Here is a 12,661-nt window from a genome sequence, read left to right as displayed (position 1 = left end):
TGGGCGCGGCGCTGGCGGAGCGGGTCGAAGGACGGGTCGTGCAGTTGCGCCGGCTCGACGACCACGTCGGCGGGCGGAGGTCGGCGGCGAACGGACGGGGTCGCGGATCCGGCATTCGAGATCGCTCTTCCCGGAGGATGGGCAGGATTGACCGCAAGAATGCTAACCGAGCCGGCTTACCGCTATCCGGGGTATTCCGTCAGCACCGCCAGGATCTGCTGCCCGTATTTTGCCAGTTTGTTCTCGCCGACTCCACTGATGCCGGCGAGCGCGGCCAGGTCGGCCGGTCTGCGGCTGGCGATCTCGCGCAGTGTCGCGTCGTGGAAGATGACGTACGCGGGCACGCCCTGTTCCTTGGCGCTCGCGGCCCGCCAGGCCCGCAGTGCCTCGAAGATCGGTGCTGCCTCGGCCGGTAGCTCCACCGGTGCCGCCCCGCGCCGGGACCGACCGCCGCTACCGCTGCCTTCGCTTCGCGTGCCGCCCTCGCCCCGCGCGCCTGCTTCGCTTCGCGTACCGGCGGCGCGTACGGGCCGGGCCGGTTCGCGGCGCAGCGCGACCTGGCGGGATCCGCGCAGTACATCGGCGCTGGCCTCGGTGAGTGCCAGGGTGCCGTGCTCGCCCTGCACGGTGAGCAGCCCCTGCGCGAGCAGTTGGCGCACGACGGCACGCCATTCCAACTCGCGCAGGTCAGCGCCGACTCCGAAGACGCTGAGTGTGTCGTGTCGATGTTGCTCGACCTTCGCGGTGCGCCGGCCGAGAAGAATGTCGATGACCTGGCCGGCGCCGAACCGCTGGTGGCGTTCCCGATCCAGGCGCAGCACCGTGGAGAGCAGTTTCTGCGCGGGAATCGTGCCGTCGAACGACTCGGGCGGGTGCAGGCAGCTGTCGCAGTTGCCGCAGGGCGGCGTACCGCGCTGGCCGAAGTAGGCCAGCAGGCCCACTCGGCGGCATTCAACGGTTTCGCACAGTGCGAGCATCGCGTCCAGATGCGTGGACAGCCGGCGGCGATGCACCGCGTCGCCGGGGGAGGAGTCGATGAGCCGCCGCTGCTGGACGACGTCCTGCAGGCCGTAGGCGAGCCAGGCCGTGGACGGCTGCCCGTCCCGCCCGGCGCGGCCGGTCTCCTGGTAGTAGCCCTCGACGGACTTGGGCAGGTCGAGGTGGGCGACGAAGCGGACGTCCGGCTTGTCGATGCCCATGCCGAACGCGATGGTCGCCACCATGACGATGCCCTCCTCCCGCAGAAATCGGGACTGGTGGGTGGCGCGGGTGCGGGCGTCGAGCCCCGCGTGGTAGGGCAACGCGGGGATGCCCTGCGCGACGAGGAACTCGGCGATGCGCTCCACCGACGCACGTGACAGGCAGTAGACGATGCCGGCGTCACCGGCATGCTCGGTGCGCAGTAGCTCCAGCAGCTGCGCCTTCGGTTCCTTCTTCGACTCGATGCGGTACTGGATGTTCGGTCGGTCGAAGCTTGCGACGTGATGGTGCGCGTCGGCGAGCTCGAGGCGGGCAGTGATCTCCCGATGGGTCTCCGGGGTCGCCGTCGCCGTCAGCGCGATCCGCGGCACCGCCGGCCAACGCTCGTGCAGCATCGAGACCTGCAGGTAGTCCGGCCGGAAGTCGTGCCCCCACTGGGCCACACAGTGAGCCTCGTCGATCGCGAACAGCGAGATCGACGCCCGGTCGAGCAGCCGCATCGTCGCTTCGACCCGCAGCCGCTCCGGCGCGAGGTAGACGAGATCGAGCTCGCCGGCAAGCAACGCGCCTTCGACCGCCCGCCGCTCGTCGAGATCCTGGGTGGAGTTGAGGAACCCGGCCCGCACACCGAGCGCCCGCAGTGCGTCGACCTGGTCCTGCATCAGCGCGATCAGCGGTGAGACGACGACCCCCGTACCTGGGCGCACCAGGGCGGGAATCTGGTAGCACAGCGACTTGCCGCCACCCGTCGGCATCAGCACCAGCGCGTCGCCACCGCCCACGACATGGTCGATGATCTCGCGCTGGCCGGGGCGAAACGCGTCATAGCCGAAGACCCGCTGCAGGACCTCCCCGGCGGAGGGGGCTGCACTCCCATCGCCAGCGTGACCGCCGCCCGCCTCACCTGCCCCACCTGCGTCGGTGGGACCGGCCGGACCCTGGTCGAAAGCCCGGGCCAGATCCGCGGAGCGGGGCGGCGAGGTCATTGAGCCACCCTACGGCGGGCGCTGCGACCCCTGACGTCACGGGTCGGTAGCTGTGGACGACGGCAACGGTCCTGACGGCACCTGTGGACAACGATCGGTCAGGCAGTCAGGAGGGACCGTGCCTGACGCGTGAGGAATTGTCAGAACCCGCGGGTCGTGTGGCGAACTGATAGAGCTCAACTGAGCTGGTAGCGGCCGTTGGTGATGCCGTGCAATGCGGCCTCGGCCGTGGCTGCGGGATCCATGCGACTGGAGTCCAACACGTGGGGTTCGAGGGTGTCGAGGCTGCTGAACTGGTGGTGAAGCGAGCGGATCGGTTCGGGGTCGGTCAACGCGTCGGTGGCGGTTCGGCTGGTAGCTCGGCGGAGCGTCGTCGCTTCGTCGGGGCGCAGCACGAGGTAGTGCAGCTCGATTCCGCTGGTCGTGCTGATGGCACGGAAGGCGTCGAGGAACCAGGGGCCGATGATGCCGTCGCAGATCACGTCGTAGCCGCCGGCGGCGTAACCGAACGCGGTGTGGGCCACGACGTTGATGACGATCGTGTTCTGGTGATGTGCTTCGGGTAGGTAGGGCGCGATGACGCCCTGGCGGATGAAGTGCCAGAAGTCGTCGGCGTGCAGGTGCACGCTGAGTGAGAGCCGGTCGGCCACCCGTCGGGCGATCGTGCTCTTGCCCGCACCGGGCGGCCCGGTCATCACGATCACTCTGCCGGTTGGCGCGTCCGAGGCGTGGGCCGGCGCCCCCGGGTGGGCGGGACGGGGACTGCTCATGCGGCGCGTGCCTGTGGGCGTTCGACGAGGTGGGGTGCGTTGACCGCCAGCCAGCGGTCCTGGGTCGCCTCGATGAGCTTGAAGGCCATGGCTGGTCCGGCGGCCCGTGATCCCGACCCTTTGGTGACGAGGGTGCGGTGGCGCACGGTCGCGAACGTGGACTCGATCGGGTTCGTGGTCCGTAGGCGCGCCCAGTGTTCGGCGGGGTAGTCGTAGAACGCCAGCAGCACCTCCAGGTCGCCGATGACCTTCGCGGCGGTTTTGGGGAACTTCGCCCCGTAGGCAGCGGTGAGCATCGTCGTCGCGGCGGTGGAGTGGATCTTATCCTTGGCGTGGTAGATGTCAGCGAGGTGCTTCTTCGCCCCGGGATGCGCCGATTTCGGGAGTACGGCGAGCACGTTCGCGGTCTTGTGGACCCAGCAGCGCTGTTCGGCAGTCTGAAAAAAGACGCCCCCGACCGCCAGGACCGGGGCGGACATGCCACGCCGCGCGCAGTCGCGCAGCAGATCCACCCGCGAGCCGGCCGACTCCCGGTAGCCATCCGCCAGAGCGACGAGTTCTTTGCGGCCATCGGCGCGGACCCCGATGAGGACGAGCAGACACAGCTGGTCCTCGTCCAGGCGGATGTTGACGTGGATCCCGTCGGCCCACAGGTAGACGTGGTCCACGCCGGCCAGATCCCGGACGGTGAACGCCTGGTAGTCGCCCTGCCAGACCGTGGTCAGCCGGGTCACCGTCGAGGCGGACAGGCCGGCACCCGAGCCGAGGACCTGCTCCAACGCGGGCACGAAGTCACCGCTGGACAGGCCGTGCAGGTAGAGCAGCGGCAGCACCTCGGCGATCTTCGGGGAGCGGCGGCACCACGGCGGGAGGACTGCCGAGGAGAACCTCTTCCGTTCGCCGGTGTCCGCGTCGGCCCTGCGGTCGTTGACCCGTGGTCCGGTGACCTCGACTGCGAAAAGTAGATTCCTGGACCTGGGAAAATGACCGGTCGCACCCTCGGCCGGGCCGGTGGTGTTGCTTTCGGAAGGTGCCGGGGGTGCGGGGCCGGTGTGTTCCTTCGGATCGAAAGGCATGACAGAACCCTAATCGAACCCATCCCGCATGTCGAACATCGGTTCGGACCAGGGGATGTCTAGTCCACGTATAGCCCTGTGGATAACGTGACCCCTGAACGGTCGCACGGCACAGGCCTGTGGACAACGATTTGACCGACCATGGCGGCGCGCTAATCTGAGCTGCGGACGTGACCGGTGAATTGTTCTGGCGGTCACCAGATGGTCCCACGTATGGAGACTGGTCTGTGTCGAATGGTTCGTGGTATCGCACGTGAGTGCGCACCCGGAAGTAATGATTATCGAGCTGGGGGTGGGAGGGTTGGTGATGTGGTCGGGTGGGAGCGGCGCAGGGAGGTGGGTGCCGGGGCGTGGGCGAAGCTGCCGCGGGTGCGTCGGCGGTCGAACGCAGAGGTGGCGGGCCTGGTGGAGCCCGTCGCACCGCGCGGGTCGGCCCTGGTGGACAACGGTCGGCGTCTCGTTACGATCCAGGTGATTTGCCACGGTGGTCCACGGGTGGGTTCTCCGTCCGGGCCGAGGAGAGGATCGCACGATGTCCACCGATCCGGCGCCGGTCGCGGTTGCCGCTCTGCGCCTGTCCGACCCGGTCCAGGTCGGGCCGCATCGTCTGCTCGGTCGGCTCGGCGGTGGCGGGATGGGGGTGGTCTATCTCGGCGACGGTCCGCTCGGCCAGGTGGCCATCAAGATCATTCGGTCGGAACTGGCGGACAACCCCAATTTCCGGGTGCGCTTCCAGCGGGAGCTGCAGGCCTGTTTCCGGGTCCGCGGCAGCCACACCGCCACGCTGCTCGACTTCGACATCACGGCTGACCCGCCGTGGATCGCCACCGAGTTCCTCGCCGCCCCGACCCTCGAACAGCAGGTCACCCAGCACGGCCTGCTGACCGCCGCCGAGCAGCGGCGTCTCGCCGCCGGTCTCGCCGATGCACTGGTGTCCATCCACACCCCGGGCCTCATCCACCGGGACCTCAAACCATCCAACGTCATGTGGACCGTCGACGGCCCGATCGTCATCGACTTCGGGGTGGCGGCGGTGCGTGACGCCGGCCAGCTCACGGTCACCGGGACGTTGATCGGCACGCCGGGCTGGCTTTCGCCCGAACAGCTCGTCTCCGGCGAGATCGGCGCAGCCGCGGACGTGTTCGCCTGGGGCGGCCTGATCTGCTACGCCGCCACCGGCGTTGCGCCGTACGGGCAGGGGCCGCCCGAGGCGATCGCCTATCGGATCGTGCACGAGGAGCCGCGCGTCGACTACTCGCGGATCGCCGAGCCGCTGCATGACATCGTCCGCCAGGCGCTGTCCCGCGAGCCCGCAGACCGTCCCACCGCGGCCCAGCTTCGTGCAGCTCTGCTCGACGACCTCGGCCCTGCCCGCCAGATCGGGCCCGGTGGTGCTGGAACCGTCGGCGGTGTGGGTGGCTCAGGTGAGCCAGATGGCATCGGCCCGGCCCGGATGGTTCCCGAGACCGTCGTGACACCGACCCCGACCGACAGTCCCCCGCCTTCCGGTTCCCTGGCTCGTCCCGCTGCCGTGAACTCGGCCGACTCGGCCGACTCGGCCGGCCTGGCGGTTCTGGGCGCGGCTGGATCGGGGTCGCCCACCGCACAGACTGCTGCCACGGGTCCTGCGGGTGCTGGCGGGTCCGGCGGGACCCCGCCATGGAACCTCTCTGCCGTCTCGACGAGGGGTTCGGCCGACGCGGAGTCCGGGGCTGGAGCTGGTCCTGGCGCAGGGGAGGGGTCCGGACGGACCGCTCGTCCACGGCGACGCGGGCGGGCGCTCGGAGTCGGAGCGGCCCTCGTCGTACTCGCCGCGGCCGCCGCCATCGTGGCCGTGATCCTGACGGGCGGCGACGACGGGTCGGACGACTCGGCCGGGGGCGCGACGCTCACCTACACCGCCACCGGGCCGTGGCGACTGATGATCTCTGATCGCCAGTCCGGGAACGACGAGGGCTGCACGGTCACCACGGCAGGCAGCGGCAATCCGCCTGGTCTCTCCCTGCCCTCGGGGGTCTACGGGGAGGAGAGCTACCAGGTGCACCTGACCGGCGACTTCACGTTGGACGTCTCTCCGGCGGTGCCGGGCTGCGTTCTGCAGGCGATCGACGGTGCCGGTGATGCTCCGCTGCCCTTCACCGTCCAGCACAACGGGGACAGCACCGCGTTCCAGGCGCCACCCGCGGTCGAGGTCCAGGTCCGCGACTTCAACGGCAGCGAGACCTGCGATCTCGTCTTGCGCGACGTCGACTCCGGCGAGGACATCGACGTCGCCACCGCCGCCCCGGACGCGCCGACCGTCCGCCTCGACCCGGGTGGCCACAGCCAGGTCTACCTGGCGGCCAATGGCTGTGTCACCCGGATCGCCGCCGCCGGCTGATCCGCGCCGCGCCCGCCTGAGCGCGGCGCGGGGCCGGCGGGTCAGCAGATGCGGGGGAGGGCCTCCCCGAGGGGACGGTCGACGACCCGGGTGCCGCCGAAGGCGGTGCGGGCGACGACGACGCCCGGATGCTCGGCGGTGACCGTGCCGATCAGGACCGCGTCGCGGCCGGTCGGCTGGGCGCGCATGGCGGCGAGCACGGCGTCGGCGTCGGACTCGGCGACGAAGGCGACCAGACGACCCTCGTTGGCGATGTGCAGCGGGTCGAGGCCGAGAAAGCTGCAGGCCGCCTCGACCACGGGCGGCACGGGAATCGCGGACTCGGTGAACTCCACTCCGACCCGGGCCGCCGCGGCGATCTCGCACAGGCTCGTCGCCAGCCCGCCACGGGTTGGATCACGCAGCGTGTGGATGCCTGTGCGGCCTGCCGCCAGCATGGCGGCGACCAGCTCGTGCAGCGGCGCGGTGTCGGAGCGGACGTCCCCGCCGAACTCGAGGTTCTCGCGGACGCTGAGCACGGCGATGCCGTGCTCGCCGATCGGCCCGGACAGCAGGATCCGGTCGCCTGGCGCCGCCCGGTCCGGGCGGATGTCGATGCCCGCGGGGACCACGCCGATGCCGCTGGTGTTGACGTACAGGCCGTCGGCGAGACCCCGTTCGACGACCTTGGTGTCCCCGGTGACGAGCCGGACGCCGACGCCCGCCGCAGCGCGGCCCATCGCCTGGGCGACCCGTCCGAGCAGGTCCAGTTCGAGGCCCTCCTCGAGGATGAACCCGGCGGACAGTGCCAGCGGCATCGCTCCGCGGCAGGCCAGGTCGTTGACGGTGCCGTGGACGGCAAGCTCGCCGATCGAACCGCCGGGGAAGAACAGCGGTCGCACGACGTAGGAGTCGGTGGTGAACGCGACCCGCGCACCGGCGACCTCCACCACCGCGGCATCCGCCAGCGCGGCGGGATCGGCCGGCCTGGCCGCCTCCGGCGTCGTCGGCGTCGTCGGTGGGGTGAAGGCGGGCAGGAAAAGATGCTCGACGAGCTCGGCGGACAGGACGCCGCCGCCGCCGTGGCCCAGCACGATTCGGGCATGTTCGCGCAGCGGTGCGGGGCAGGTCCAGGAGCTGATGGACGCGAGATCGGTCACCGTCCACCGCCGTCCACCGCCGCCAGGCGGCGGTATTGGAAGTAGGCCGCGCAGGCACCCTCGGCGGACACCATGGTCGCGCCGAGCGGGCGGCGCGGAGTGCAGGTCGTTCCGAACGACGGGCATTCGGGGGGGCGGATCCGGCCCTGCAGGACCTCGCCGCTGTGGCAGTCCGCCGATTCGGTGACGGTGAGGTCCGCGACGTCGAAACGCAGTTCGGCGTCCAGGTCCGCCCAGGCGGGGGCCAGCCGCCAGCCCGACGCCGGGATCATCCCGATGCCTCGCCAGGAACGGTCGCAGACGACGAACACCTCCTCGAGCATCCGACGGGCCGACGGGTTGCCCTCGGGACGGACCGCCCGGGGGTAGGCGTTCACCAGCTCGGTGCGACCGGCCTCGAGCAGATCAATGGCCTGGCGGACGCCGTCGAGCAGATCCAGCGGTTCGAAGCCGGTGACGACGATCGGGAGGTGCTGCTCGGCGACGATCGGTTCGTACTGGCCGGTGCCCATCACGGTGCACACGTGACCGGCGGCGAGAAAGGCCTCGACCCGGTTGTCGGGCGCGGCGAGCACGGCCCGCATCGCCGGTGGGACGAGCACATGGCTGACCAGCATCGTGAAGTTCGTCAGCTGCCGGCGCCGGGCGGTGACCGCCGCCATCGCGGCCGCGGGTGCCGTCGTCTCGAAGCCGACGGCGAAGAAGACGACCTGCCGGTCGGGATGCGCCTCGGCGAGGCGGACCGCGTCCAGCGGCGAGTACACCACCCGGACGTCCCCACCGTGCGCCCGCACCGTGAACAGGTCAGTGGTGCTGCCGGGCACGCGCAGCATGTCCCCGAACGAGCAGAGAACGACCTCGGGTCGGGCGGCGATCGCCAGCGCGCGGTCGATCATCTCCAGTCCGGTGACGCACACCGGGCAGCCCGGCCCGTGGATGAACTCGACCTGGTCGGCGAGCAGCTGGTCGAGCCCGTTGCGGATGATCCCGTGGGTCTGGCCGCCGCAGACCTCCATCAGCGTCCAGCGACGGGTGGCGGTGGCGGCGATCGTGTCGAGCAGCGTCGCGGCGAGCTGCGGGTCGTGGAACTCGGTGAGGTACCTCATCGGCCCGCTTCCCCGACCTGGACGGGTCCGAGCTGCCCGGGTCCGAGCTGCCCGGGTCCGAGCTGCCCGGGTCCGAGCTGCCCGGGTCCGAGCTGCCCGGGTCCGAGTTCGTCGGCGAGCAGGCCCAGTTCGCGGAAGGTCGCGAGGGTGCGGTGGGCGGCAGCCTCGTCCACGACGGTCAGGGCGAAGCCGGCGTGGACGATCGTGTAGTCGCCGACGGACGCGGCGGGCAGATAGGCCAGGCACGCCGTGCGGGTGGCGCCGCCGAAGTCGACGAGCGCCATGCGGGTGCCGCGGTCGTCCCAGATCTCGGTGATCCGGCCGGGTATGCCCAGGCACATCGGGTCAGACTCCCTTCGTGGGCTTCGTGGGTAGCAGGGGCAGGTCGGACGGGGTGGGGACGGTGCCGAGCGCGGCGACGACGGCCTGGCCGAGCGCGAGCCCGCCGTCCCCCGCCGGCACCACCTGATGGACGAGCACCGTGAAGCCACGCGCCGCCAGCCGTGGTCGGCAGGCCCGCAGCAGCGTGACGTTGCCGAACACCCCGCCGGTGAGTCCGACCAGATCGACCCGGTACCGGCGTCGCGCCTCCTCGGCGACGGCGACCACCGCGTCGGCGACTGCCAGGTGAAACGCCCGGGCCAACGCACCCGGCGCGCTGCCGGCCCGCAGCCCGGCGATGATCCCGGCCAGCACCGGCGCCGGGTCGAGAACCCCGTCCGCCAGTCCGAAGGCAAGCCCGTCGGCGGTCACGGCGGTGGCCCGGCCGGGCAGCGGTGGCGGCGTGGCGGCGAGCGCTTCGAGTTCGGTGGCGGCCTGCGCCTCGTAGGTGGTGTGCTGGCGGACGCCGAGCAGGGCGGCTACGGCGTCGAACAGGCGTCCCATGCTGCTGCTGGGAACACAGGCGACGCCGCGTTCGAGCATGGTGCGCAACAGGGTGAGTTCGGCGGCGGTGTGGGCGCGGACCGGCGGGAGATCCGCGTCCCAGGGCAGTCCGGCGGCGGCGAGCTGGGCCAGGGCGATCCGACCCGGGTGGCGCACCGCGGCGTCCGCGCCCGGCAGCGGCACCGGCCGCAGGTGGGCGATCCGGGCGGCGACGGCGACGTCCGGTCCGAGCAGCAGCGCCTCACCGCCCCAGACCGTCCCGTCCGGGCCGTGGCCGGTGCCGTCGAACGCGAAGCCGAGGATCCGCTGGCCGAGCCGACCGTGCTCGGCCAGCAGCGCCGCGACGTGCGCATGATGATGCTGCACCAACCGCGGTTCCGCGGAACCGCCCGGCCCCGGGCCCGCTGCCGGTGTCGTCTGTGCGGCGGCGCGGACGGCCCAGGCCCGGGTGGCGTAGCCGGGATGCGGGTCGGCGGCGAAGCGGCGGACCTTCGTCGCGTACAGGTCGCACAGGTGGGCCGCGGCCCGTTCGAAGGCGGCCAGCCCCGCGAGGCTGCCCAGGTCACCGACGTGCTGGGACAGGATGGCGCGGCGGTCGACGGTCAGACAGCTCGTGTTCTTGCCGTCACCGCCGACGGCGAGCACCGCCGGGACCGTCCGGGGCAGCGGCACCGGCAGCGGCACCTGGCCGCGGGCCCGGCGCAGCGGGATCACCTGGTCGCCGTCGCAGCGCACCACCGAGTCGTCGCAGGGCACCAGGATCGGCCGGTCGTGGGTGAGGACGGCATCGGCCAGCCCGGTCAGCTGCGCCACGGCCGTGGCATCGTCGAAACAGATCGGTTCGCCGGCCCGGTTGGCGCTGGTCATCACGAGAACCTCCGGCACGGCGCCCGCCGCGGCGTTCGGGACCGGGGCGAACAGCAGCTCGTGCAGTGCGGTGTACGGCAGCATCACCCCGACCAGCCCCGTCCCCGGTGCGACCCCCGCCGCCAGCACCGGCCCGGTGAGCAGCAGCGGCTGCGCCCCCGCGACCGGGTCGGCCGGCTGGCCGGCGGTGGCCGGGTGCCGCGCGCCGAGCAGGACGATCGGTGCGGCCGGGGAGCGCAGCAGCGCGGATTCGGTCGGGGACAGCCGGGCGAACCGAGCCGCGGTCGCGAGGTCACGGGCCATGACGGCGAACGGACGGTCCGGGCGGCCCTTGCGGACGCGCAGTCGGGCCACGGCCGCGTCGTCGTCGGCGGCGCAGGCCAGGTGGAAGCCGCCGAGCCCCTTGACCGCGACGATGCCGCCGGCGGCGAGCGTCCGCTGGGCGGCCACCAGCGCCGCGTCCGTGCCCTGCCCGGCTCGTCCGACGCCCGGCCCGGACGCGTCCAGTGGCGCGTAGCGCAGCTGGGGACCGCAGTCGGGGCAGCAGATCGGCTCGGCGTGGAAGCGGCGGTCGCCGGGGTCGGTGTACTGCGCGGCGCAGCGGGGGCACAGCGGGAACCGGGCCATTGTCGTCGCCGCCCGGTCGTAGGGCAACGCGGCGATGATGGTGAATCGGGGGCCGCAGTTGGTGCAGGTGATGAAGGGATGCCGGTGGCGCGGGTCGGCCGGGTCGAACAGTTCCCGTCGGCAGTCCGCGCACAGCGCGGCATCCGGCGGGACCTGCGTACGCGGCCCGGTCGCGGTCCGGCTCGCCACGATCCGGAACCCGGGGCCGGGGGCAGGAGCCGGAGCAGGGGCGAGGTCGGTGACGGTGATGCGGTCGATGCGGGCCAGGGGCGGGGCCGGGTCGGCCAGCCGGCGCAGGAACTCGGCGACGTCCGCGGCGGCCCCGTCGACCTCGGCCACCACCGAGACGGCGTCGTTGCCGACGAATCCGGTCAGCCGCAGCGCACTGGCGAGCCGGTACACGTGTGGACGCATGCCCACGCCCTGCACCACACCCTCAACGACCACCCGGCGGCGCACCCGGGTCACCGGCGACGTCCCGCTGATCATGGTGTTCGCTCCCAGATGACGACCCGGTTGTTGCCCGAGTCCGCGACGGCGAGGCCGTCGGCGTGCAGGGACAGCCCATACGGCCAGCAGAAGGTGTCCCGGGAGACGCTCGACCAGCGGTTCTCCCCGGTGTCGGCGAAGCTCGGCTGCCCCAGCACCGCGCTCGCCGACGGCCCGGGACGGTCGCCGTCCCCACCGTGCTCCCAGAGCAGGACGCGGTTGTTGGCGGTGTCGGCGACGGCGAGCAGCGTGGCGTCGCAGTCGGCGGCGTACGGGAAGCGCAGCCGGTCGGGACGGCCGGGGGCGTAGGGCGTCTCGGTGCAGGTCCGCACGTCGGGCTGGCCGAGGACGAGGTCGGCGTCGGTGTCGGCGTCCGGATGCGGGGACCAGCCGAGGAGCCGGTGGTTGCCGGCGTCGGCGACCAGCAGGCGCCCGGGCGTCCCGGCGATGTCGTGGGGCCAGCGGAAGCTCGCGGGGCCGGGCACGCCGCCGCGGTTGTCCGCGCGGGCGGCCGGGCCGGGCTGGCCGAGGACCAGGTCGGGGGGCGTGTCGGGGGAGGTCGGCACGCCGTGCGACCAGCCGAGCACCCGCCGGTTGCCGGTGTCGGCGACGTAGAACCGGCCGCCGACCAGTCCCATCCCGAACGGCCAGTACAACGATGTCGGCCCGCACCCGCCGGACGTCTCGCCTCGGTTCGGGGCGGTGCTGTCCGCGTCGGGCTGGCCGAGGACCAGGTCGGGCGCGACGTCGTCGGACGTGGGCACCGTGTGCCAGACGAGCAGTCGGTGATGCCAGGCGTCACCGACGACGAGCCGCCCGTCGTCGGTGACCAGCACACCGGTGGGCAGGCGCAGCCCACGGCGCGGACCGCGCCCACCGGCGGCCGGACCCTCACTGTGCAGATCCGGCTGGCCGAGGACGACGTCGGCGGGCGTGGCGTCGGTGCGCGGGCGATGGTGCCAGATCAGCACCCGGTGGTTGCCGGTGTCGGCGACGACCAGCAGGTCCGCGCCGAGCCACACCCCGCGCGGCGCGTACAGGCCGGTCGGTGACGGCGCCGCTGGTAGACGTCGCGGCGGGTGAAAGCAGTGCTGTTCGCGGTGACACCGTGCGGGCCGACCAGCTGGTCGACGAGC

At 72.2% G+C, this 12,661-nt stretch carries 8 protein-coding genes and 2 pseudogenes; 2 read left to right on the top strand and 8 right to left on the bottom strand.

Annotated features, from left to right (window positions below; all coding sequences use genetic code 11):
• Positions 1-182: 182 nt before the first annotated feature.
• The 3 genes and pseudogenes from recQ to ND747_RS14075 all read right to left on the bottom strand — a co-directional run.
• Positions 183-2,186: a DNA helicase RecQ gene (gene recQ / locus ND747_RS14085; RefSeq protein WP_251734070.1), complete on the bottom strand. Its 2,004-nt coding sequence runs from the start codon at positions 2,184-2,186 to the stop codon at positions 183-185.
• Between the two features lie 176 nt (positions 2,187-2,362).
• Positions 2,363-2,956 carry an AAA family ATPase gene (locus tag ND747_RS14080; protein ID WP_251734069.1) on the bottom strand — a complete coding sequence of 198 codons (594 nt, stop codon included), beginning with the start codon at positions 2,954-2,956 and terminating at the stop codon, positions 2,363-2,365.
• Positions 2,953-3,912: pseudogene (locus ND747_RS14075) on the bottom strand (IS256 family transposase); the annotation flags it as partial. The gene ND747_RS14080 and the pseudogene ND747_RS14075, both read right to left, overlap by 4 nt.
• Between ND747_RS14075 and ND747_RS30115 the strand changes: the two are divergent.
• Together ND747_RS30115 and ND747_RS14070 are read left to right on the top strand one after the other, a co-directional pair.
• Positions 3,909-4,034 (top strand): hypothetical protein, encoded by a 126-nt coding sequence (locus tag ND747_RS30115; protein ID WP_374216224.1) that lies wholly within the window; start codon positions 3,909-3,911, stop codon positions 4,032-4,034. The pseudogene ND747_RS14075 and the gene ND747_RS30115 overlap by 4 nt on opposite strands.
• A 530-nt stretch (positions 4,035-4,564) precedes the next feature.
• Positions 4,565-6,412, top strand: a complete 1,848-nt coding sequence (locus tag ND747_RS14070; RefSeq protein ID WP_251734068.1) for a serine/threonine-protein kinase — start codon at positions 4,565-4,567, stop codon at positions 6,410-6,412.
• Positions 6,413-6,453: 41 nt separating this feature from the next.
• On the opposite strand, the gene hypE is transcribed toward ND747_RS14070, so the two are convergent.
• The 5 genes and pseudogenes from hypE to ND747_RS14045 all read right to left on the bottom strand — a co-directional run.
• On the bottom strand, positions 6,454-7,551 hold the full coding sequence (gene hypE / locus ND747_RS14065; protein ID WP_251734067.1) for a hydrogenase expression/formation protein HypE: 1,098 nt from the start codon (positions 7,549-7,551) through the stop codon (positions 6,454-6,456).
• Positions 7,548-8,657 carry a hydrogenase formation protein HypD gene (hypD, locus tag ND747_RS14060; protein WP_251734066.1) on the bottom strand — a complete coding sequence of 370 codons (1,110 nt, stop codon included), beginning with the start codon at positions 8,655-8,657 and terminating at the stop codon, positions 7,548-7,550. Before hypD ends, hypE begins: the two co-directional genes overlap by 4 nt.
• Before the next feature lie 92 nt (positions 8,658-8,749).
• Positions 8,750-8,998: pseudogene (locus tag ND747_RS14055) on the bottom strand (HypC/HybG/HupF family hydrogenase formation chaperone); the annotation flags it as partial.
• Between the two features lie 4 nt (positions 8,999-9,002).
• Entirely contained in the window at positions 9,003-11,525 is a 2,523-nt protein-coding gene (gene hypF, locus ND747_RS14050) for a carbamoyltransferase HypF (protein ID WP_251734064.1), read from the bottom strand.
• Positions 11,522-12,661 (bottom strand): hypothetical protein (locus ND747_RS14045; protein ID WP_251734063.1); only part of this gene is annotated, 1,140 nt, incomplete at its 5' end. The genes hypF and ND747_RS14045, both read right to left, overlap by 4 nt.

This window comes from Frankia sp. R82, assembly GCF_023716925.1.
Taxonomy (GTDB): Bacteria; Actinomycetota; Actinomycetes; order Frankiales; family Frankiaceae; genus Frankia.
Note: the sequence above shows the minus strand (reverse complement) of the source record. Positions and strands in the feature narration are given on the sequence as shown.

Excerpts from the sequence above, each read along its gene's own strand:
- ND747_RS14070 (WP_251734068.1), top strand. The coding sequence starts at position 4,565 with ATGTCCACCGATCCGGCGCCGGTCGCGGTTGCCGCTCTGCGCCTGTCC.
- hypD (WP_251734066.1), bottom strand. The coding sequence starts at position 8,657 with ATGAGGTACCTCACCGAGTTCCACGACCCGCAGCTCGCCGCGACGCTG.
- ND747_RS14080 (WP_251734069.1), bottom strand. The coding sequence starts at position 2,956 with ATGAGCAGTCCCCGTCCCGCCCACCCGGGGGCGCCGGCCCACGCCTCG.
- recQ (WP_251734070.1), bottom strand. The coding sequence starts at position 2,186 with ATGACCTCGCCGCCCCGCTCCGCGGATCTGGCCCGGGCTTTCGACCAG.
- hypF (WP_251734064.1), bottom strand. The coding sequence starts at position 11,525 with ATGATCAGCGGGACGTCGCCGGTGACCCGGGTGCGCCGCCGGGTGGTC.